This is a genomic window from Sphingobacterium olei, from assembly GCF_005048855.1.
In the GTDB taxonomy this organism is placed as follows: Bacteria; Bacteroidota; Bacteroidia; order Sphingobacteriales; family Sphingobacteriaceae; genus Sphingobacterium; species Sphingobacterium olei.
The window spans coordinates 124,830-146,771 of sequence record NZ_SUME01000001.1 but is presented as its reverse complement, the minus strand read 5'-3'; the positions used below and the strand labels follow the sequence as shown (position 1 = coordinate 146,771).

Here is a 21,942-nt window from a genome sequence, read left to right as displayed (position 1 = left end):
TAGTCACTAATTACTAGTCACCAGTCACTAATTATCCGTTTCCGGCAAGAGAATAAATTTAAATAGCCGATCGTCCTTTAAGTATTTATTAGCTACTTCTTTAACAGAATCTATTGTCAATTTATCCAATTCTTCCAAATAACGTAAGATATAAGTCGGGTCTTCATTATTTTGGTAGGCACCGGCAATCTGTCCCATCCAAAATGTATTTTCCCGAAGTTGTACTTCTAACTGCCGTTTTTGTTCAACAATAAATTTATCTAGATCTATTTGCGTAGGGCCATCTTTCTTTACTTTATTGATTTCATCCAAAGCCGAATTAATCAACGATTGATACTTATCTACACTGGTTCCAAACCCGACTGTAAAACTGTAGCGTCCGATAGGATATTTGCTTGAAGAACCGCGTGCCCCAGTACCGTATACACCACTTTCATCTTCTCTTAACCGTTCTAATAATTTGATCGACAGCACACTTTCAAGTGCATCAAAATTCAGGTTTTCTTTTTCTGAATAATCATAATCACCATAATATTTCAATTGTACTGTGGCTTTCGCTTCCTTACCTTTATAAACAATCTTTTCAAAACCTTTATTCGGTTCTACTATTCCTAAATTTTTAGCCTCCTCTTTTCGGGAAATAGAAGGCAAGGCTGCTAGATACTGCTCTAAATAAGGCTTAATCTCCTCTTCCGCAAATGATCCAACGATAGTGAAGGTAAAATCTGAAGCATCCGCAAAACGCTCTCGGTAAATTTCTAAAGCACGTTGTTGATCAATAGTTTTAATTTTTTCCGGAGTAGGAACTATCCGGCGAATATTATCGCCATACAGACTTTTAAGCATCACATCTGAGTAGACAAAATCTGGATTATCTTCTCGGTTCTCCATAGAAGACAGCGTACGCGCTATACCACTTTGAAAGATATCATCGTCTAATCTAGGCTCGGTGAAATAACCGTAGATCATTTCAAAGGCAGTTTTCAGTCCTTCTTTATCTGTAGAACCACTTATACCTTCGCTACGTTCCGAAATATAAGGAGAAACGTTTACATTTTTACCGGTCAGGTACTTCCGAAGCTCTATCGCATTCAGCTGTCCTACTCCACTTCCATTTACAAAACTGGAAGCATTGGAGGCTGTCATATATTCCGTATCAGGATATAAGGAGGTGCCACCCGGACTAAAACTCGAAATCAAGATTTGATCGTTTTTAAATTTCGTTGGTTTTAAGATTACTTTTACGCCATTGCTCAACACAATTTCTTTCGCATCAAGGCCATCAATATGTTTAGTAGCAGCAATTGCACCTTTAACGGGCTCTTTTGCTAATAAAGGCAATTCCGAAACCTTGTCCTCATACGCCAGGATTTCCTCTTTTTTAACCTCAGAAATCCATGCATTCACCGCTTCCTCGTTAGGCACTAATGCCCTATCTTTTTCAGGAGCCATGACAATTACATCCCTATTTACATCCGCATAGAATTTCTTACCTATATTTTCTACTTCCTTTAAGGTCAAGGTAGGCAAAAGTTGTTTCGTCAATTGATAACGGTCTTCATTACTGAGCGAAGGAGCATCATCAATGAAATTTCGCAGGTAGCTCTCCACATAAGCGTCTGATTTCTTCTTATCGCGCTCTATATAAGATGTCTCATTTCCTTTAGCTATAGATGATATTGCACGTTGAAACTCCGTCTCCGTAAAACCATATTTTTCAAAACGCTCCATTTCACGGATCAAGGTTTTGAGTCCCAAATCAAATTTCCCAGGGTTAGCGACAAATAATAATGACATATTATCCAAACCACCAAAAAGTGAACCTATACCAACCTGCCCCTGTAAAAAAGGAGGATTAGCCTGTTGACTCAATTCACGAAGCCGCGAGTTAATGAGTTGATTAAACACACTTTTTAACAAAGAGCTTCTGTAATCACCTACCGTTTTTACTTTCTCTTCAGGATGCTTGATGATGATCTGCCCAACAGTATATTGCATCTCTGGATCCGTAACCGCGATAAACTGATTTTTATTCAATAGGTCTACCTTATACTCCTTACGCTCTTCGGGTGTTGCTGGTAATGTCATATCCGAAAAAAGACGGATAACTTCCTGCTCCATCTGCGTCACGTCAATATCCCCAACTATAATAAGAGATTGTAGATCTGGCCTGTACCACTTTTTATGAAAATTGCGGATTACTTCAGGTTGGAAAGTCGTAATTATTTCCTCCGTACCAATAGGTAAACGTTTCGAATATAACGATCCGTTTAGCAATACTGGAAGATACTGATCTTGCATACGTTGGTTAGCACCACGACTACCACGCATTTCTTCCATAATGATTCCGCGTTCTTTATCAATTTCTTCTGCATCTAGAAGCGCATCCTGAGCCCAATCACGCATCACTTGAAGTCCGTTTTTTAATAATTCCGGATCATCCGAAGGAATGGGAAGTTTATATACCGTTTCGTCAAAACCTGTATGTGCGTTCAAATCGCTTCCAAAACGTACACCTGCTTTTTGTAAGTAATCAACTAACTCATTTTTTGGAAAATGCTTTAATCCATTGAAATTCATGTGCTCTAAGAAGTGAGCTAATCCCTGCTCTTCATCTGTCTCCAAAATTGATCCTACCTTCATACCGAGGTACATAGTTACTCTTTTCTCTGGTTCAACATTTCTACGGATGTAGTATTTGAAGCCATTTTTCAGTGTACCCACCAATACTTCATTGTCAAATGGCAATATTTTGTCCAAAGAAGTACTATCTTGAGACAGAATTACCTTTGCAACTGGATGAATTTTGGAAATATAGCCTTCGCTAGCATCAACAGAAACAAAAGTAGCGGGTAATAAGAATGCAACCGCTAATGGTTTTAATAATTTCATGCAATGTAAAGTTAATACCGCCAATTTAGGATTAATTATTTACAAAGAATACGGTCAGATAATAAATTTACATTTTTTAACTTCGTAACATGGATTGGCAAACAACAAAAAAAGATTTCAAACGCTATTTAGAATTTGAACGCAATCTCAGCGGAAATTCTGTTCATGCCTATCTAAATGATGTGCGTAAATTGGAAGTCTATTGTGAAGACCTCAATCTGGAGATCGAAAAGTTAACAGCACAGCACATTCAACACTTTTTACTGTGGATCAATGAGTTTGCCCTATCTCCCTTTACCCAAGCTCGTCTCCTTTCCGGACTAAAAACATTTTTTAATTTCTTACAAATAGAATATGACCTCACAGCTAATCCATGCGAACTCATTGAAACACCTCGATTAACACGTAAAATGCCTTCTGTATTGAATATTGAAGAGATCGATTCATTAATCAATGCCATAGATCTATCCAAGCCTGAAGGCATGCGTAATAAGGCCATAATAGAAGTTCTATACGGTTGCGGACTGCGCGTATCAGAACTCATCAATTTAAAAATTTCAAATCTTTTCCTTGATGTAGAATTTATCAAAGTCGAAGGCAAAGGTAACAAGGAAAGACTGATTCCCGTAGGACAACAGGCCATCAAATACTTAAAAATTTATATGGATGACATACGTGTGCATCAGTCCATAAAATCGGGAAAAGAAGATTTCGTCTTTTTGAATCGCCGCGGCTCCCCACTTTCAAGGGTAATGGTATTTATTATAGTTAAAGATTTAGCCCAAAAAATCGGTTTACAAAAAGAGATAAGTCCGCACACCTTTAGACATAGTTTTGCATCGCATCTAGTAGAAGGCGGAGCGGATCTCCGGGCAGTACAAGATATGCTGGGACATGAAAGCATCACGACGACTGAAATCTACACACATATTGACAAAGATTACCTTCAATCTGTCATCACACAATTTCATCCGAGATCTTAAATGCATCAATACGTATTTTAATTTGCATCACTGTTGCATTTAACTTACCTTTGCCGTATTGAAAACACTAAAAACATATTTGGCTTTAGTATTGGTTTGGACCTTATTGTGTTCAAACCTATTTCAATACAACCATACGCATCAAGAAGAACATCAAACCTGCGATACGAAGACGCATCATGACGACAGTCCCGACAGTTGTGCCATCTGTTATCAGATTCACTTTTCGCAGACGACAGAACCTATTTGTCATGCTATTTCTTTATCGCCTGTAGCAATTAACTACGCGCGTATTTTTGCAACCGTAGATTATAATTCACTGTTCTTAGGGTATTTTCTTCCCCTTGCCAATAAGGGTCCTCCTTTTACAACTTCTTAATTATTAAATAGTCGTAAAATCGAGAAATAAGAAGAAAATTCTATAAATGAATAAAATAGCAATAGCTTGCCTCTTTCTATTTGTTTCTGTTATACTTCATGCGCAAGAAAAGGATTGTAATATCCTATTGACTGGACGAGTTGTAGATAAAACAACAAACAAAACGATAGACGGGGCCGTAGTATCCATATCTCATCAAAACAGAAGTACATCTAAGGACCAAGGAGTCTTTAGTCTAAAAAATCTATGCCCTGGATATACTAAAATACGCGTAGCCCATATCAGTTATCAGCCATTGGACCTAGAGATCTATCTACATCGCGATACCAGTATTGAAGTCGCCTTGAACATCGAACACATCCATATGGAAGACATCAGGATAGTCGGTCATAAATCGTCTACTTTGTCCAGCAGCAGTCAGAGTTTGAGCGCTCAGCAATTGGCAGAATCAAAAGGAAAAGTCTTTGCTGAAGCACTTGCTGAAATAGCAGGAGTCACAACATTAGCTACCGGAAGTAACATCGTAAAACCTGTCATCAATGGTTTACACAGTAACCGTATAGTAATTCTAAACAATGGTGTACGACAAGAAGGTCAACAGTGGGGCGTAGAACATGCACCTGAAATTGACCCCTTTATGTCGGATAAGATTGAGGTAATAAAAGGGGCTCAAGGAGTGCGCTATGGTGCTGATGCATTGGCTGGAGTGGTACTAACCAGTCCTGCTCCCATTGACTATGAAAAAGCAATCGCAGGCCGTATAAATTTAATAGGGAATAGCAACGGCAAAGGACTAGCAGGACATTTTAGATTAGAAGGGCATTTCAATAACTTCGGATGGAGAGTCTCGGCTTCTGGTAAAGAGAGTGGTAATACCAAAACTGCAGACTATTACCTCGGTAATACGGGCGCAAAAGAGCTAAATTATGACGGATATTTGGAATACATCCTACCTCAGGGAAAGCTCTCTGCCTATGCCAGTCATTTCGGAACAGATATTGGCATTTTTTATGGTGCACACATTGGCACTATTGAAGATATATATGCCCGGATAGAAAATGGAAAACCTTTCGAAAGTTACGATTTCTCCTATAAGATTACATCTCCTCGGCAGCAAGTTGCTCACGACCTAGCCAAACTAAATTGGTCTCACCATATGAATAATGGCGACGAACTGGAGGCGCAGTATAGTTTTCAACGCAATCATCGGCAAGAATTTGATTTGCGTCGAATAGAAAGTGATGATACCCCAATGGCAGACATGGTGTTGACAACCCAATCACTTGATGCTTCTTACACACACCACAAATCCACCGTGGGCATAAGTGCAAATTTGCAAGTACATAACAATACGGCAGGTACAGGCACTACGCCTATTGTACCTAATTTTGACAATTACACCTTTGGCATTTTTGGCGTACAACAGTTCCATTTAGCTAAATACCATTTTGAAGCGGGCTTGCGCTACGATTACAGGTACTTTGATGTTGCAGGATACCGCTACGATTATGATAGACCAAATGCAAACGGTTCCTTGAATCAATACCTGTTGGAGGATACGCGATATTTTCACAATGTGTCGGGAACTGTAGGCTTATTGTATCATTTCTTGCCAAACCTGAACTGGAAAAGCAATCTAGGATTAGCTTGGCGGGCTCCATCGGCCAATGAACTATATAGTGATGGCGTACATCATGGGAGTGGCACCTACGAAGTAGGAAATATAAACCTTCGAAGTGAAAAAGGATTGAAATGGGTAAATTCGTTGTTATATCAAGATAAAGTAGAAAAAATAAACATTAATTTAGATGTATTCGGACAATATATTACCGATTACATATATGCTAATCCCAATCCAGACTCGGTAAGGCAAACCATTAGGGGCACATTTCCGTTATATGCCTATACGCAAGGCAACGCCTTTTTCTACGGTGCTGATCTCAAGTTGTCGTATCACTTCGTCGAAACGTTCGACTATGGTGTGTCGGCATCAATTGTCAAAGCCATCAATACCACAACGAATGAATACCTTCCCTATATTCCTTCGGACAGATTTACACACTATCTTCAGCATAATTTTCAAGATAAGCGATTGCTGAAATCTTCTTACGTCAAATTTAGTCATCGATTCGTAGCACAACAGTCCCGATATGAATCAAATTCGGACTATGCGGCTCCGCCGAAGGCTTATCATTTACTCGATTTTACGGCAGGAACTCAATTTTATTTAAAATCGAATACGGTAGGAATGATCTTTAGTATCGATAATATAACAAACAAACTGTACAAAGATTACATGGATAGATTTCGCTATTACGCACATCAGCTCGGCAGAAACTATTCCATTCGATTATCTTATAATTTTTAAAAACATAGACATGAAAAAAATATATTTAATTTTAATAGCATTTCCATTATTATTCCAGGCGTGTTCAAAAGACGATCCAACTCCCGAAGTAGATCAAGAGGAAGTAAGCGGATTGACACTGACCTTTACCGAAGTAGAGGGTGAGGCACACGACGATCATTACGATTACAGTGAGATCACGGATCCAGAAGTAGAAAGCATTAGCTTTTCCGGAACAAATCTCCTTCCTCCAGAAGGTGCACATATGCATCTAGAGGTTGGGAAATCATATCGTTTCAACATTAAAATGTTGGATTTCGCAGGCCGCGAAACGCAACAAACTTTTATAGATCGCGACGATATTCATTTTGCCTTTATTCTGGGAGCTCCTGCGGAATCACTGCACGTACAATACGCTGATGTTAAGACAGACGGCACAAAAGCAAAAGTAGGGGTGCAAGGATATTTTACGGTGTTGAAAGCCAGTTCTAGCTTTACCGCGAACTATATTATGCGACACCTTAATCCGGGCGTTAAAACTAATATCGACACGAAAACTGATTGGTCTAATACCGACTATAAAAAATTCACCGGTGCTAATGATATAGATGTCAAATTTGAATTGCATTTCGTTGAGGGTCACGATCATGACAATCATTAATAATTATATTATTAAATTTTAGTTTAGGTTTCGCGTAAAAGTTATATTTTTGCGGAACGGTCCCCGTAGTTCAATGGATAGAATTTCAGATTCCGGTTCTGACGATATGAGTTCGAATCTCGTCGGGGACACTTAAAAAAATCAAAGGAATTAGCTCTTTATGCTAGTTCCTTTTTTCAATCCCACCCCTTATTTTCACACTTAATCCTTGATAATAAGTACAGATAGACATCTTGAAATAAAAAAAGCTTGGAATAATCGGGCGATCTTCCAAGCTTTATAAAATAACCTCTTGATGAGGTAATCAACCTAAACCTATTGCAAATATAACGATATTATTACTTAGTATCCAAATATTTGAACAAAAAATGCAACATTATTTACTTATAAGAAATTAAACTTTTGATTATCAGGAAAATAGAAAACAAAAAAAAGGTTTTCAAACGGGGAGAATGAAAACCTTTACTAACCAATTATAAACCTAAATTATGATGACACAAAGATAGTGTACATTTTACACTCTCGCAAATATTTTTTTATTTTTTTTTAAAACATCTCATTTATTTAAGTTTTATCCATGAGTTTCTCTTTTCAAAAGTGGATCAGAACCGAGCTTAACCGCAAAGATTTCCGTATGATAGAAATCTTTGCTAAGTTTGTAAAAATCGTTTAACACTATGTTTACAGGCATCATCGAAACGTTAGGAGTCGTAAAAAAAATTGAACAAGAACAGACTAATATTCACTTGTATATCGAATCTTCTATTTCCCCAGAGCTAAAGATAGATCAGAGTGTTGCACATAATGGTGTATGCCTAACTGTGGTTGCCCAAGACAACAAAATTCATAAAGTAACGGCTATCGACGAAACGTTAAGTAAGACAAATCTGAAAACCATAAAAGAGGGAGACCTGATGAATATGGAAAGGTGTACACAAGCGAACGGCCGTTTCGATGGGCATATCGTACAAGGACACGTAGATCAAACTGCTTTTTGTATTGAAAAAGAAGATCAGGACGGAAGTTGGTTATTTACGTTTCAATACGATCCTTCTAAGAGTAACATTACAGTAGAAAAAGGTTCTGTCACGGTAAACGGCATCAGTCTTACCGTCGTAAATTCCAAGGCTGATCGCTTCTCTGTCGCCATCATTCCGTACACGATAGAACATACAAATCTTAAACAAGTGGAAATAGGATCGGAAGTTAACATCGAATTCGACATTGTTGGAAAATATGTCGCAAAAATAATGGCTCTTAGAGATTAAGAGCCATTATTTTTGGTATTACTCTAGATAATGTCCCTGCCGTACCAACAGCGCTCTATACTTATTAAACACGGACGATTTAGAAACAAAGCCTAGATAGTGATTATCTCGGTCGGTCACTGGAAGAATCCACACATCATCCCTATTCATTTTAGCCATCACGACTTCCATATTCTCATCACCTCGAATGATGTCATTAGGCTTTTGGGCAATCTGCTCGAAAGTCCGATCACTTCCCCCTTCCTCTCCCAATAAGATTGAAAATAGACGTTCGCTATAAATAATCCCCAGCAACTTCCCTTTAACATCTACAATAGGAAAAATATTCCGTTTTGAATGAATAATCTCAGACTGTCGGTCCTTTGGTGTTTCATCCGGACGAAGAATAACGAAATTCGTCTCGATCAGATACCGTAGTTTCATCATACTAAGTACCGTTCGATCTTTATCTTCATAAGACAATAAATCACCAGATTCCGCTAATGCTTTTGTGTAAATAGAATGCTTCATCACGGAGCGGTTGATCAGATAGGAAATAGAAGCAACAAGCATCAAAGGCACCATTAGTGTATATCCCCCGGTTATTTCGGCTATTAAAAACATACCTGTCAATGGTGCATGCATGACTCCACTGAGCGCAGCTGCCATTCCCGCCATGACAAAGTTGGGTACATTCAGCTGCACTAGTCCTGTAAGATTCATACCATAGGCAAATGCAAATCCAATAAGACCTCCCATGACCAGACTCGGACCGAAAACGCCACCATTGCCACCACCATTTAAGGTAAATAGAACAGCAAAGGACTTCGCAAATAGCGTAAGCACTGTATAACAGATGACAACCCAGCCAATATTTTTATAATCCGCAAACAAACTGTTCTTAACGATAGCATCAAACTGCCCATCCAAAATCTGTTGAATTGTTAAGTAGCCTTCACCATATAGTGCGGGAAACAAAAAAATCATTAACCCTAATGAAATACCACTAAACCAAACTTTGTTGTACGGATTCGTAATAGAGGAAAACCACTTTTTTACGATTTGACTAATGCGCGAAAAATAGATGGAGTAAACTCCGACTATTACAGCGAGTAGAATATAAAAAAACAAAGCCTGTACTTCCCACTCCGTTACCGCGGTATGGAACAATGGTTCGCTATAGAGCAGCCTTGAAACAACCGCCGCCAAAGCAGCAGAAATTAATAAGGGGATAAAAGCAGGTATGGAAAATTCGGGCAACAATATTTCAATGGCAAAAATCATTCCCGCAACAGGACTATTGAATGCTCCAGAAATACCTGCTGCGGCACCACACGCAAGTAGCATTGTCAGTTCTTTATAACTAAGTCCAAAGAATCTACCCGTACTGGAACCAATAGCTGCTCCACTGTAAGCAATAGGAGCTTCTAATCCAGAAGATCCCCCAAACCCGACTGTGATAGCGCTTGTAATAATTTGCGAGTAGATATTATGCGATTCAACTTTACTCGATTTGCGTGAAATGGCATAAATGATCGGTGTAATACCGTGTTCGAAATTCTTTCCCTTTAGAAATTTCCGAACGTATAATACGCTCAAAAGAATACCGATCAATGGAAAGATGAGATAAAAAGAGTATTTATAATGCCAATCAATATCATCTTGTAAGGTAGAAGCGATGAAATGTGTCATTCCTTTTAATAAAGCGGCAGCAAGACCTCCGATAATACCCACAACAAAAGCCAGTAACACCAAAAAATTCCGGTTGGAAATTTTTTGCATACGCCATTTATTTATACGATCCAGCTTGAGTAGAAATTTTTCTTTCATTTACCATTTAGATTAGAGATCAAAACCCATTACCTCTTTTCGCTTTTTCGATTTAAATCGCTCGGGGACAATAGCCATTATTTCATTTTTCAAAGCAGTGACCGCTTGTTTCTTCACAAAATTCTGTGTAGTTACCAAACTGATTTCCCTGACCGGTTCTGGTGCTTTAAAATATCGCACATGATTCAGTTGGTCTTCATCGTAGTTCAGGATACTTAGCTCCGGAAGAATAGTTATTCCTGCGTTGATGTCGACCATCCGTTTCAAGGTTTCCACACTTCCCGTGTTATATTCAAAAGTTCCGCTAGATGATTGATTATGCTTATAATTGCAAATATTAAGAACCTGGCCACGCATACAATGTCCTTCATTTAATAACCACAACTTCTCTTGTGCTATGTCTTCTACGCTAACCATCTTATTGAGATACAAATGACTTTTCTCCGATACATAGGCAACAAAGGTTTCATAAAATAAAGGTGTTTCCTGAATCCCGTGTTCAGATAGAGGAGTAGACAAAATTCCGCAGTCTAAGGATCCGTTCTTTAACTCCTGAACAATCCGCTCGGTAGTATATTCCCAGATCTGCAGTTGAAGTTTCGGATATTTCTTTAGAAAAGAGGTGATGACATCTGGCAGCAGGTAAGGCGCTACCGTCGGAATTACACCTATTTTAAGTTGTCCTTCCAGCTCTCCTTTCTTTTCTTGTAAGATTTCATTAATCTTTTTACTTTCTGTAAGCACGACACGTGCTTGCAGAATCACCTTTATCCCTATCTCGGTAGGAATTACCGGCTGTCGACTCCGATCAAATATTTTGACACCTAGCGATTCTTCTAGCTTTTGAACCTGCATGCTCAACGTGGGCTGCGTTACAAAGCATTTTTCTGCAGCAGCTACAAAGCTTCTGTATGTATCTACCGCCACGACATATTCTAACTGGACAAGCGTCATGATATAAATTTTAATTATACGAAGATACAAAATATATAAGCAGATCCAAATATTGAAGATAGAAACAATGGGATTTAGCTCCCCATTTAATAAGTTCATTCCTAAAAGATTTTGTATTTTTACACCATAAATAAACTACTATGCACATCAACTGGAAATCCACCATACTCTGTACCTTTCTCATAGGAATAAGTGTTTTTAACTATTCAGCCTCGATTCCCGATGAAGGAATGTACCCACTTAGTGACTTAAATAGGGCAGGATTAAAAAAAGCCGGACTCAAAATAAATGAAAAAGACATCTATAATCCCGGACAAGTGGGACTTGTAGATGCGCTGGTACAGGTAAGCGGCTGTACGGGTTCATTCGTGTCGACAAATGGATTAATTATTACTAATCACCATTGCGCCTTTAGTGCCGTTCAGCTAGCGTCCACTCCTCAGTTTAATTATTTAGAAAACGGATTTGTAGCCAATTCGAGAGAACAGGAAATCGAGGCCAAAGGATTAACGATCCGTATTACGGATTCCTATGAAGATGTATCAAAACACGTACTTGAAGCTGTAGCTACGATCTCAGATCCGGCACAACGGATTAATATCATTAGCCAGAAAAGAGCGGAAATAGCGAAGCAAGCCGAAGCCGCAGATCCAAGTATTAAAGCGGAGGTGTCAGAAATGTTTATTGGAAAAAGTTATGTCCTATTTCGCTACAAAACAATTGAAGACGTGCGGTTAGTATATATTCCGCGGCAAGATATTGGCGAATTCGGTGGCGAAACAGATAATTGGGTATGGCCGCGACATACCGGCGATTTTTCGTTTTTAAGAGCGTATGTTGCCCCCGATGGTTCGTCTGCTAAATATTCCAAAACGAATGTACCCTACAAGCCAAAGAAACACCTCAAGATCAATCCTCAGGGCGTAAATGAAAATGACTTTGTATTTATCCTCGGATATCCTGGACATACATTTAGACACCGTCCGGCGCAATACATGGAATACCAGCAAAAATATTTATTACCTTACACCTCTGAGCTTTATGATTTTCAAAATCAACAAATGACTTTGGCGGGAAAAGATAGTAAAGTAACTGAACTCGCACTAGCAACCCGCATTAAACGGAATGCAAATGTCATGAAGAATTACCGCGGTAAATTGAAAGGATTACGAAATATTGATTTGATAAGTACAAAAAAACAAGAAGACGAAGCCCTAACACAATTTATTCATTCAAAACCTGAATTGAAAGCTAGATATTCCTCTTTAATGCAGGATATTGACCAGCATTACCAACTCGTATTTAGCGATGCCGAAAGAGAGTTATGGTTCAACAACATTTATAGTGGCATTCGTTTACTTCAGGTTTCCAGTGTGCTGAATGCATTTAGACAGGCTATCGCACAGCAAGGTACAATTCAGGCACAGCAGCAGGTTTTTGATCTGAATATTGAAAAAGTTAGAAAACAGCTTGATGGTTATTATGAAAGCTACAATACATTAGTCGATAAGAATATTGCAGGACATCTTTTTGCAAACGCATATGCCCTTAACGGGAAGAATACGATACAATTTATAGCTAATAAAAACTTTAAATCGGCAGATGAATCAAGGAATTTTATTCAAAATGCAATCGCTGACTCCAAATTAAACAGCAAAGAATCCGCTATCAATGAGATATTAAAAGATGCTAAGTCTCTGCTCGGCTACAGCGACGACCTCTTACGTCTGGAAACAGAACTAGAGAAGGAATTAAAGCCATTTTATACAGAACAAAAAAGAAGGGACGGTGTGTTGAATAAATTGATGGGAGATTATGTCGCTGTAAAAGAAATCTACCAAGATAAAAATTTTATTCCCGACGCCAATTCGACCTTGCGGCTGACTTTCGGAAACATTCGAGGATACCATCCTGTAGACGCTACTTATCTGGCCCCGTTCACAACAGTGAAAGGCCTGATCGAAAAAGGAAATTCGGGCGATGAAGAATTCGTATACCCTACAGCGATTAAAGATGCTTGGTTGGCGAAGAACTTTGGCGCCTATTTCAAAAAAGAATTAAATGACGTGCCCGTTAATATCTTATATAATATGGATACCACAGGTGGAAATTCAGGTTCTCCCATTATGAATGCATACGGCGAGCTTATAGGAGTCAATTTCGATCGTTCGTACGACGCGACTATTAACGACTTTGCGTGGAACGAGAGCTACAGCCGTTCCATCGGTGTGGACATTCGATATGTGCTGTGGATTGCAGACAAAATCGATAATGCCCAATTTATTTTAAAAGAAATGGGAATATGAATGACATGAATACAGCTGTAGTGACCGCAGCCACGCTATTTGGTATTATAGCAATACTATTAGGTGCTTTTGGAGCACATGCCTTTAAAAAGCTAATCTCTCCAGAGAAATTGGCTTCATTTGAAGTCGGCGTTCGTTATCAAATGTATAGTGCCCTGGCTTTATTGATAATCGGATTTCAGTTGGATTTTTCAGAATATTCTGAAAGATTGGCTATTTACAGTATAATAAGCGGAACGATATTATTTTCAGGAAGTATATATTTTCTTTCTTTTTCGGAATATTGGAAGACTAATCTTAAGTTCTTGGGACCTATCACGCCACTAGGCGGTTTATTAATGATTATCGGATGGACCTCCCTCTTGATTTCATTCTTATAAAAACCTATACGAATGTCTACACTTTGGTCGCGGGTTCACTCACACGGGTTGATTAAATGGTCGACGATAATTATAGCGACGGGAATTTCTGTAGGAATTATTTCTGCGGCATTTTTATTCGCATTAAATTACGTAAGCAATTTAAGGGAACAAAATAAATGGATAGTGTTATTTTTACCACTGGCGGGATTGCTTATTGTATACTTATATAAAAATTATGGCACCCGAGCTAATAAGGGAAATAATTTAATATTAGAGGAATACTATCATCCTTCGACGCCAATTCCATGGATAATGGCTCCATTAGTTATTCTTACCACTTTGCTTACTCACTTATTTGGAGGTTCTGCAGGACGAGAAGGTACTGCTGTTCAATATGGTGCGACCATCGGGGAACAGTTATCCATGCGCCTTCAACTTTCAAAAAAAGAAAGACGAATTGTTTTGTGTTGTGGTATAGCGGCAGGGTTTGCTTCTTTATTCGGAACACCTTTAGCAGCAACGATTTTTGCGGTAGAAGTATTTCGTGTTGGACGCAAAAGATACAAAACGCTCCTCCCCGTAGTGATCACTGCCTATCTGGCGCACGGCATCTGCCTGATTTTAAAGGCACCCCATAGCCATTACCCCCAAGTTATCATTACGGATTTCATAAGTTTTGATGTTTTGTGGATCGTGGGATTAGGCTTACTCTGCGGGATAATCTCACGACTATTTATTTATTCTGGAGATCTATTTAGTCAACTATTCAAGCGTCTTCCAAATGCGTATCTGCGCATAGCAATAGGTAGTGTAGTAATAATTATTTTTACAATTTGCTTGGGAACCACAAAGTATACCGGTCTTGGACTGCCAACAATAGCGGCTGCATTTCAACAACCTCAAGCACTTTATGATTTTTTCCTAAAAATACTACTGACTACCCTAACATTGAGTATTGGCTTTAAAGGCGGAGAAGTGACCCCTTTATTTTTTATTGGGGCAACATTTGCCAGTGCCTTATCCTTATATATCCCTGTTGATATAATGCTTTTAACTGCAGTTGGCTTTGTCTCAGTATTTGCAGGTTCTACTAAAACTCCCCTAGCCTGTGCGATTATGGCGATGGAATTATTCGGTATCCCGGTAGGGATATATGCTGTAATGGGTTGCTTTTCGGCAGTTATGGTTTCTGGCCGAAAAGGTATCTATAGTAGTCAGCGGAATATTAAATTTTGAAGTAAGTCTGAAAGGTAACGAAAAACCTTCCTTTAAATAACACCTTTACAGCGTCTGATACAATTCCAGGTATTTCTGAATGGCTTCCCTTTTTTTAGGTGTTAAATGAAAATCCAACTTCTCGGTGAGATAAGATGAATAATCAAAGTTATCATACACCGGCAATCCCTTAATGACATCTTGTGGATGTGAAATTCCATCCGCCAAAGCCTTATTAAATTCCGCAACAAAGTCGGCAGGTAATTCTTTGTTGGCTACCCATACGGCAAAAGCGAAAGGCAAGCCTGTAAACGCTTTCCAATAATGTCCCAGGTCGTATACATACGGTATAGTTTCCTTTCTCCCAAATGTGCGATCACCAATCAGTACAAAAGCATCCGCTTCTCCCTCCGTTACAAGGTCAACATCCACTTTCCAGTGGTATCTTAATAGAATTTGAGCTAATCCATTTGAAGTACGCGATTGATCATCTAAACGAATGGTCTTGATTTCATGAATGGGCTTCTGAGAGAATATAAAAACCGAATCTACTTCGCCATCCGATCCAATGCAGTAATCACCTATAATACGATAGTAAGGCAGACTCAATAGTGCGGCTATAGGAATAATACCCATATCCACCTCATCATCGATCACCCGCTGGGCACACCGGCTGGGATGATCCAGACTTAAATCAATCCGATCCATTACGGGTGACGCCTTTATTCCTTGTAAAAATGGTAACGTATTGGTATAACTTACCGCAGAAATCTTAATCTTACTCATTTCCTAAACGCTCTAAATGTTTAGTATTGTAATAATCGACAACGTTAAACCTTCCACTTTCAAAATCTAGAATATATAAGGCGGTATTCGTATGGGGGAATTCGTCCATCTGACAAAGCGGAAAATCAGTGAGATGGCAAAGTAAAATACGCATTGCACGACCATGCATACATACGAGAATAGTTTCTTCATCCGGTTGGGAGAGCATATAAGCGATCGCTTCTTTCTGTCGTGCTACCAGCTGATTAGGTGATTCACCATCTTCTATACTCAGATCCAGCTCATTATTTCTCCAAGATGCGATCACCTTCTCAAACCCTATCATGGTATCCTCATCTTGTTCTTTTCCTTCGTAAATACCCCAACTTATCTCATCTAATCCTTCAATCTCTTCTACTGGAATTCCGAGTTCGAGAAAAGCAGCTACTGTCTGTTTGGTTCTTAACAGCGTAGACGTGTAAATTTTATCAAATGGAACATCTTTATAGGCATCAAAAAATGCCTGTGCCTGTCGAAAGCCATTTTCATTGAGCGGAGAGTTGACTCCCCTTCCCTGCACTATTCCACGTAAATTAAGATCTGTTTGTCCGTGTCTTATGAAGTAAAATGTTTTCTTCAACGTTTATTATGAATTTATTACCGGTAATGAATAATATTTTTTCTTTGTATCTTCTTCAAATACGTAATCACTGTAATCTGTTACAACATTATACAATGTATCACGCTCAATAGGATGTCTTCCTACATTCTTAATCAATTGCACCAATTCTTTTGTGCTCATCGCCGGTGTCTGCTCTTCAGCTCCCGCCATACTATAGATTTTGGTAGTATCATCCAATGTTCCGTCAATATCATCGACACCGAATGCCAATGATAACTGGGCAGTCTCGCGCGAAATCATTGCCCAATAGGCCTTGATGTGCGAAAAATTGTCCAGATAAATTCTGGCAATTGCATAGTTACGCAAATCTTCAATAACAGAAACTTCTGGAACATGTTCCATTTGGTTGTCTTTATTACGAAACTTTAACGGAATAAAAGTCTGAAAACCACCGGTCTTGTCCTGTTGCTTACGCAAGCGCTCCATATGATCCACACGATGCCAAAATTCTTCAATATGACCATACAGCATGGTCGCATTGGTATGCATACCTAACTTATGTGCTTGCTCGTGTATGTCTAGCCATTGGTCGGCCGTACATTTATCATGGGCAATCTTTTCCCGTACCTCCGGATGAAATATCTCGGCACCACCACCGGGCATAGAATCTAACCCGCATTCATGCAGATACTTCATTCCCTCATAATGTGACAATTTTGCTTTTTTGAAAATATAATAATATTCTACGGGGGTTAGCCCTTTGATATGTAAATCGGGACGGTGTTCTTTGCATCGTTTAAAAAATTCCGCATAAAAAGCTAAATTTTGCTTAGGAACGACACCTCCGGTAATGTGAACTTCGGTAACAGGCTCATTATCATATTTTTTAACAACGGCCATCATACCGTCTACATCCATCTCCCATCCCTCTTCACGTTGTTTTATCATCCGTGAATACGAACAGAATTTACAATCGTAAACACATACGTTAGTCGGCTCGATATGAAAGTTTCTGTTAAAAAATGTATAGTTACCATGTCGTTTTTCGCGGATATAGTTCGCTAAAACACCTAAATAACCTACTTCTCCTTTTTCATATAGCATCACACCCTCTTCAAACGTAATACGTTGATCGGCGCGTACCTTTTCGGCGATATGTCTTAAATCTGAATCTAAATTTTTGTTACTGATCAAAAAATTTAGTTTTTGCGTAGCATCCATTAATCTTTCCTTACTATACAAACTTAGCTAAAATTCCAACCAAAAACCACGCTAAAATGCTATTTTAGTATACCTCCAACTAGTCAGCAAATTGTTGCATATCTATTAATCTCTTATACAGGCCATTGTGCTGGATCAGTTCTTGGTGTGATCCGGATTCTATAATTTGACCGGATTCCAGTACGACAATCTTATCGGCATTTTGAATCGTGCTCAAACGGTGCGCAATGACAACAGTTGTACGGTTTTCCATTAATTTGTACAATGCATCCTGCACTAAACGTTCCGATTCGGTATCTAGTGCAGATGTTGCTTCATCCAGCAGCATAATCGGCGGATTCTTCAATACAGCACGTGCAATACAAATACGTTGGCGCTGGCCTCCGGATAATTTCGCTCCCCTGTCTCCTATATTCGTCTGGTATCCCTTTTCGGTTTTGGTAATAAACTCATGTGCATTGGCAATACGAGCCGCGGCTTCCACTTGCTCTTGTGTAGCAGCAGTATTGGCAAAAGCAATGTTATTAAAAATCGTGTCGTTAAAGAGGATAGATTCTTGATTTACTACACCGATTAATGCACGAAGCGAGTCCTGCGTAAGATCCGTTAAATTAATCCCGTCGAATGTAACAGATCCTGTATTTACGTCCATAAAACGTGGAATTAAATCCACCAGTGTTGATTTACCACCTCCCGAAGGCCCAACTAAAGCAACTGTTTGTCCTTTACGAATCGTAAAATTAATATCTTTTAATATCGGTTTTTCGCCGTAAGAGAAATTTACATTGGTGAATGTAATCTCTTCATTAAACTTGCTGACTTCAACCGCGTCCGGTCTATCAAGCAACTCATTTTTCTCATCGATCAACTCCAATACCCGCTCACCAGCTGCAATACCACTGTGAATATTGCTGAATGAGTCTGTCAAGGCCTTAGCCGGTCGCATTACCTGCGAAAACAACGCGATATAAGCAATAAATTCTGAAGCCGTTAGTTCCCCTTCACCCGTCAACACCAAATGTCCGCCATAAAGCAATATGATGGCGACCATTACAACACCTAACAATTCGGACACCGGAGAACCGAGCTGTTGACGACGTACCATTCTTCGCATAATAGTGGCATATCTACTATTTTCCCCATTAAATCTGTCCTTCACAAACGGTGCGGCATTAAATGCTTTTATAATCCTTACTCCCGATAGAGCCTCATCAAGATAGGATATCATATTTGCGTACGACTCTTGGCCAGCGATCGCCTGAGATTTCAAAGATTTTACAATTCGTGATATTAAAAAAGCTGAAACCGGGATAACAGCAATGGCAAATAAAGTGAGGTTAGTCGAAAGAGCAAACAATACATACACATAAGCGATCAGTTGTAGTGGCTCTTTAAAAACAACCTGCAACGTACTCGTCACAGAATATTGAACCACCTGCACATCTGAAGATATTTTCGAGATGACATCACCTTTTCGCTGGTTTGTAAAGAAACCCAATGGCAAGTCCATTACATTGTTAAAAACAATTTTCCGAAGGTTCAACAATGTATGAATACGAAGGTTTTCCATGATCCGCTGCGAAAAATAACGGAACAGGTTAGTGATAAATACAGATATAATAATACCGATACAAACATACTTTAATGCATCGTAGGCACCGAACTGCCTATGTAATGTATCTGCATAATACGTAAACCATTCTGGAAGATCGAAAAAACTATCTGGCTTTACTGCCGGTTGCTTCACGGCAGATAGGCTTTCATCCGTACCGTCAAATAACACCTGCAATAACGGCGCAAGCAATGCTAAATTTAAAGTACCGAAAACAACCGTAATAATTGTACAGATGACATATGGAATCGCATACTTTTCAATTGGTTTTGCGAACGATAAAAGTCGAAAATACGTTTTCATTTAAAGATATAAGCTACAAAAATAGCAAATTTGTATATATATACAGCAAAGCCCTATGTTATTGAATAAATATGGCAAATAATTGATAAATTATTTATTCCAAAAATAGAGGACAATTCATAGCTAAATTCTTAATTTAGGCCCGTTAATATAAATAAAAATGCAAATTGAAGTTGCCAAAAGGCTAGAGCACACGGAAGAATATTATTTCTCTAAAAAATTGAGAGAAATTGACGAAATGAACAAAGCAGGTGCCAAAGTCATCAATTTAGGAATCGGAAGTCCCGATCTTCCACCCCATCCTGATGTGATCCAAATATTGCAGGAGCAAGCTGCTCTATCCACCACACACGGATATCAGAATTACAAAGGTGTACCTGCCTTGCGTGATGCGATGTCAAATTGGTATGTTCAATATTATGGAGTACAGGTTAATCCAAATACCGAAATACTTCCCCTTATTGGTTCGAAAGAGGGGATTGTACATATTTGCATGACCTACCTCCAAGAAGGAGATGAAGCGCTTATCCCCAATCCGGGCTACCCCACTTATGCATCGGCGGTACGGTTAAGTGGTGCAACTGCGAGACCATATACACTTTCTGAAGAGAACGACTGGCTACCTGATTTTGCGGAGCTTGAAAGGCTAGACCTTTCGAAAGTAAAAATAATGTGGGTAAATTACCCGCATATGCCTACGGGGGCTTCTGCCAATCATGCCTTTTTTAATGAGCTAATCGCATTCGCGCATCGAAACAATATCTTGATCTGTCATGACAACCCATATAGCTTTATCCTAAATGAAAACCCGCAAAGTCTATTGGCGATAGCGGGTGCTAAGGATGTAGCCATTGAACTGAATTCGCTCAGTAAATCATCCAATATGGCAGGATGGCGTATTGGGATGCTCGTTGGCGCAGAAGAACGCATCAATGAAATCCTTCGTTTTAAAACCAATATGGATTCGGGTATGTTTTTACCAATGCAGCTGGCCGCGGCAAAAGCCCTTTCCCTGGAAAAATCCTGGTATGATGAGCTAAATGAAACTTATCGTAAAAGACGGGAAAAAGTATACGAAATTATGGATATGTTGGATTGCGTGTACAGTACGCAGCAAATAGGACTTTTTGTTTGGGCGAAAATCCCCAACACATTTGAATCCGGTTATCAGCTCAGCGACAACATACTTCAACGTGCAAAAGTATTTATTACTCCTGGTGGAATTTTTGGTACCGCAGGAAATCAATATATTCGCATTAGTCTTTGCGCAAAAGAAGAAGTGTTGGATCAAGCTATTGCGAGAATAAAGGAAGTCAAGCATAAAGATTAAAGAACAAGGAGTTTGTATAGAGTTCCTAATACTCAATACTCAATACTCAATACTCAATACTCAATACTGAACAATGAACATAGCTATTGTCGGAATAGGACTTATCGGGGGATCGGTAGGTATCCGACTTAAACAAACGAAATTCTGTGATAAGATTATTGGTGTGGATAAGAATGAATCCAACCAAAAAAAAGCCTTGGAACTGGGTTTAGTAGATGAAATCGCAACGCTGGATGAAGCTTTAGAAAACGCTAAAGTTATCGTCCTGACTGTTCCCGTAGATGTCATTATGCAGCTTACGCCGTACATCCTGGATCGGATCAACGATCAAGTTGTCATCGATATGGGATCCACCAAGATCAATATCCTCAATAAAATAGTCGATCATCCTAAACGTGGACGTTATGTTGCTGCTCACCCAATGGCGGGTACGGAATATTCCGGACCTGAAGCAGCCATACCAAATTTATTCAGGGACAAGAACATGGTGTATGTAGAAGCTTTCAAATCAGACGAAGATGCCTTTGATCTTGCGGATGCCATTACGGATCAATTGGAGATGAAATCAACATTTATGAATGCAGAAGAGCATGATATGCATACCGCCTATGTATCGCATATTTCGCATTTAACTTCTTTTGCCTTGGCACTGACCGTTTTAGAGAAAGAAAAATCCCAAGGCCGCATCTTTGAATTAGCGGGTTCGGGTTTTGAATCTACCGTACGTTTAGCGAAGTCATCTCCCGACATGTGGACACCAATTTTTAAACAAAATAGAGAAAATGTATTGGAAGTTCTGGCTGAACATATCAAACAATTAAAGAAGCTTCATGATAAAATCGAGCAGGAAGATTATGAAGGTTTGCATAAATTGATTAAAAAATCAAATAAGATTAAACGTATTATCAAGTAA

General features: G+C 39.0%; 17 protein-coding genes and 1 tRNA gene. 11 read left to right on the top strand and 7 right to left on the bottom strand.

Features of this window, described 5'->3' with window-relative positions; translation table 11 throughout:
• Positions 1-27 precede the first annotated feature (27 nt).
• Positions 28-2,892, bottom strand: a complete 2,865-nt coding sequence (locus FAZ15_RS00595; protein ID WP_136899109.1) for a M16 family metallopeptidase — start codon at positions 2,890-2,892, stop codon at positions 28-30.
• 89 nt (positions 2,893-2,981) lie between these two features.
• Here FAZ15_RS00595 and xerD point away from each other — a divergent pair, with 89 nt between their 5' ends.
• The 6 genes from xerD to FAZ15_RS00565 all read left to right on the top strand — a co-directional run bounded on the left by xerD (position 2,982) and on the right by FAZ15_RS00565 (position 8,530).
• Positions 2,982-3,875: a site-specific tyrosine recombinase XerD gene (gene xerD, locus FAZ15_RS00590; protein WP_136899107.1), complete on the top strand. Its 894-nt coding sequence runs from the start codon at positions 2,982-2,984 to the stop codon at positions 3,873-3,875.
• 58 nt (positions 3,876-3,933) lie between these two features.
• Positions 3,934-4,254, top strand: coding sequence for a hypothetical protein (locus FAZ15_RS00585; protein ID WP_136899105.1), 321 nt, complete (start codon positions 3,934-3,936; stop codon positions 4,252-4,254).
• Positions 4,255-4,300: 46 nt separating this feature from the next.
• Positions 4,301-6,622 carry a TonB-dependent receptor gene (locus tag FAZ15_RS00580; RefSeq protein WP_136899103.1) on the top strand — a complete coding sequence of 774 codons (2,322 nt, stop codon included), beginning with the start codon at positions 4,301-4,303 and terminating at the stop codon, positions 6,620-6,622.
• A 10-nt stretch (positions 6,623-6,632) separates the two neighbouring features.
• Positions 6,633-7,262, top strand: a complete 630-nt coding sequence (locus FAZ15_RS00575; RefSeq protein WP_136899101.1) for a hypothetical protein — start codon at positions 6,633-6,635, stop codon at positions 7,260-7,262.
• 59 nt (positions 7,263-7,321) lie between these two features.
• Positions 7,322-7,393, top strand: a tRNA-Arg gene (locus FAZ15_RS00570).
• A gap of 546 nt (positions 7,394-7,939) precedes the next feature.
• Complete coding sequence (locus FAZ15_RS00565) at positions 7,940-8,530, top strand: riboflavin synthase (RefSeq protein WP_136899099.1); 591 nt, start codon at positions 7,940-7,942, stop codon at positions 8,528-8,530.
• An 18-nt stretch (positions 8,531-8,548) separates the two neighbouring features.
• Here the strand turns inward: FAZ15_RS00565 and FAZ15_RS00560 are convergent, their stop codons facing one another.
• Both FAZ15_RS00560 and FAZ15_RS00555 read right to left on the bottom strand, forming a co-directional pair.
• Positions 8,549-10,339: a chloride channel protein gene (locus tag FAZ15_RS00560; RefSeq protein WP_136899097.1), complete on the bottom strand. Its 1,791-nt coding sequence runs from the start codon at positions 10,337-10,339 to the stop codon at positions 8,549-8,551.
• Between the two features lie 12 nt (positions 10,340-10,351).
• Positions 10,352-11,293, bottom strand: a complete 942-nt coding sequence (locus tag FAZ15_RS00555) for a hydrogen peroxide-inducible genes activator (protein WP_136899095.1) — start codon at positions 11,291-11,293, stop codon at positions 10,352-10,354.
• A 140-nt stretch (positions 11,294-11,433) separates the two neighbouring features.
• On the opposite strand from FAZ15_RS00555, the gene FAZ15_RS00550 reads away from it, so the two are divergent.
• From FAZ15_RS00550 to FAZ15_RS00540, 3 genes are read left to right on the top strand one after another with little or no spacing between them, the layout of a single operon-like run.
• Positions 11,434-13,599, top strand: coding sequence for a S46 family peptidase (locus FAZ15_RS00550; RefSeq protein ID WP_136899093.1), 2,166 nt, complete (start codon positions 11,434-11,436; stop codon positions 13,597-13,599).
• Entirely contained in the window at positions 13,596-13,979 is a 384-nt protein-coding gene (locus tag FAZ15_RS00545) for a DUF423 domain-containing protein (RefSeq protein WP_238387103.1), read from the top strand. Before FAZ15_RS00550 ends, FAZ15_RS00545 begins: the two co-directional genes overlap by 4 nt.
• 12 nt (positions 13,980-13,991) lie before the next feature.
• Positions 13,992-15,197, top strand: coding sequence for a chloride channel protein (locus FAZ15_RS00540; protein ID WP_136899091.1), 1,206 nt, complete (start codon positions 13,992-13,994; stop codon positions 15,195-15,197).
• Between the two features lie 45 nt (positions 15,198-15,242).
• On the opposite strand, the gene FAZ15_RS00535 is transcribed toward FAZ15_RS00540, so the two are convergent.
• From FAZ15_RS00535 to FAZ15_RS00520, 4 genes are all read right to left on the bottom strand, one after another.
• Positions 15,243-15,962, bottom strand: coding sequence for a menaquinone biosynthetic enzyme MqnA/MqnD family protein (locus FAZ15_RS00535; protein ID WP_136899089.1), 720 nt, complete (start codon positions 15,960-15,962; stop codon positions 15,243-15,245).
• Entirely contained in the window at positions 15,955-16,581 is a 627-nt protein-coding gene (locus tag FAZ15_RS00530; protein WP_136899087.1) for a histidine phosphatase family protein, read from the bottom strand. Before FAZ15_RS00530 ends, FAZ15_RS00535 begins: the two co-directional genes overlap by 8 nt.
• Before the next feature lie 6 nt (positions 16,582-16,587).
• Positions 16,588-17,784, bottom strand: a complete 1,197-nt coding sequence (gene mqnE, locus FAZ15_RS00525) for an aminofutalosine synthase MqnE (protein ID WP_136899085.1) — start codon at positions 17,782-17,784, stop codon at positions 16,588-16,590.
• 79 nt (positions 17,785-17,863) lie between these two features.
• The gene (locus FAZ15_RS00520) at positions 17,864-19,699 is read right to left on the bottom strand and encodes an ABC transporter ATP-binding protein (RefSeq protein ID WP_136899083.1); all 1,836 of its coding nucleotides are present in this window, start codon (positions 19,697-19,699) and stop codon (positions 17,864-17,866) included.
• Between the two features lie 160 nt (positions 19,700-19,859).
• Here FAZ15_RS00520 and FAZ15_RS00515 point away from each other — a divergent pair, with 160 nt between their 5' ends.
• Positions 19,860-21,029, top strand: a complete 1,170-nt coding sequence (locus FAZ15_RS00515) for a pyridoxal phosphate-dependent aminotransferase (RefSeq protein WP_136899081.1) — start codon at positions 19,860-19,862, stop codon at positions 21,027-21,029.
• A 73-nt stretch (positions 21,030-21,102) separates the two neighbouring features.
• The gene (locus tag FAZ15_RS00510; protein WP_136899078.1) at positions 21,103-21,942 is read left to right on the top strand and encodes a prephenate dehydrogenase; all 840 of its coding nucleotides are present in this window, start codon (positions 21,103-21,105) and stop codon (positions 21,940-21,942) included.

What these genes read in the sequence shown, in the direction of transcription:
- FAZ15_RS00545 (WP_238387103.1), top strand. Translation starts at nt 13,596, where the DNA reads ATGAATGACATGAATACAGCTGTAGTGACCGCAGCCACGCTATTTGGT.
- FAZ15_RS00550 (WP_136899093.1), top strand. Translation starts at nt 11,434, where the DNA reads ATGCACATCAACTGGAAATCCACCATACTCTGTACCTTTCTCATAGGA.
- FAZ15_RS00540 (WP_136899091.1), top strand. Translation starts at nt 13,992, where the DNA reads ATGTCTACACTTTGGTCGCGGGTTCACTCACACGGGTTGATTAAATGG.
- mqnE (WP_136899085.1), bottom strand. Translation starts at nt 17,784, where the DNA reads ATGGATGCTACGCAAAAACTAAATTTTTTGATCAGTAACAAAAATTTA.
- FAZ15_RS00555 (WP_136899095.1), bottom strand. Translation starts at nt 11,293, where the DNA reads ATGACGCTTGTCCAGTTAGAATATGTCGTGGCGGTAGATACATACAGA.
- FAZ15_RS00535 (WP_136899089.1), bottom strand. Translation starts at nt 15,962, where the DNA reads ATGAGTAAGATTAAGATTTCTGCGGTAAGTTATACCAATACGTTACCA.
- FAZ15_RS00520 (WP_136899083.1), bottom strand. Translation starts at nt 19,699, where the DNA reads ATGAAAACGTATTTTCGACTTTTATCGTTCGCAAAACCAATTGAAAAG.
- FAZ15_RS00595 (WP_136899109.1), bottom strand. Translation starts at nt 2,892, where the DNA reads ATGAAATTATTAAAACCATTAGCGGTTGCATTCTTATTACCCGCTACT.
- FAZ15_RS00565 (WP_136899099.1), top strand. Translation starts at nt 7,940, where the DNA reads ATGTTTACAGGCATCATCGAAACGTTAGGAGTCGTAAAAAAAATTGAA.
- FAZ15_RS00560 (WP_136899097.1), bottom strand. Translation starts at nt 10,339, where the DNA reads ATGAAAGAAAAATTTCTACTCAAGCTGGATCGTATAAATAAATGGCGT.
- xerD (WP_136899107.1), top strand. Translation starts at nt 2,982, where the DNA reads ATGGATTGGCAAACAACAAAAAAAGATTTCAAACGCTATTTAGAATTT.
- FAZ15_RS00510 (WP_136899078.1), top strand. Translation starts at nt 21,103, where the DNA reads ATGAACATAGCTATTGTCGGAATAGGACTTATCGGGGGATCGGTAGGT.
- FAZ15_RS00580 (WP_136899103.1), top strand. Translation starts at nt 4,301, where the DNA reads ATGAATAAAATAGCAATAGCTTGCCTCTTTCTATTTGTTTCTGTTATA.
- FAZ15_RS00515 (WP_136899081.1), top strand. Translation starts at nt 19,860, where the DNA reads ATGCAAATTGAAGTTGCCAAAAGGCTAGAGCACACGGAAGAATATTAT.
- FAZ15_RS00575 (WP_136899101.1), top strand. Translation starts at nt 6,633, where the DNA reads ATGAAAAAAATATATTTAATTTTAATAGCATTTCCATTATTATTCCAG.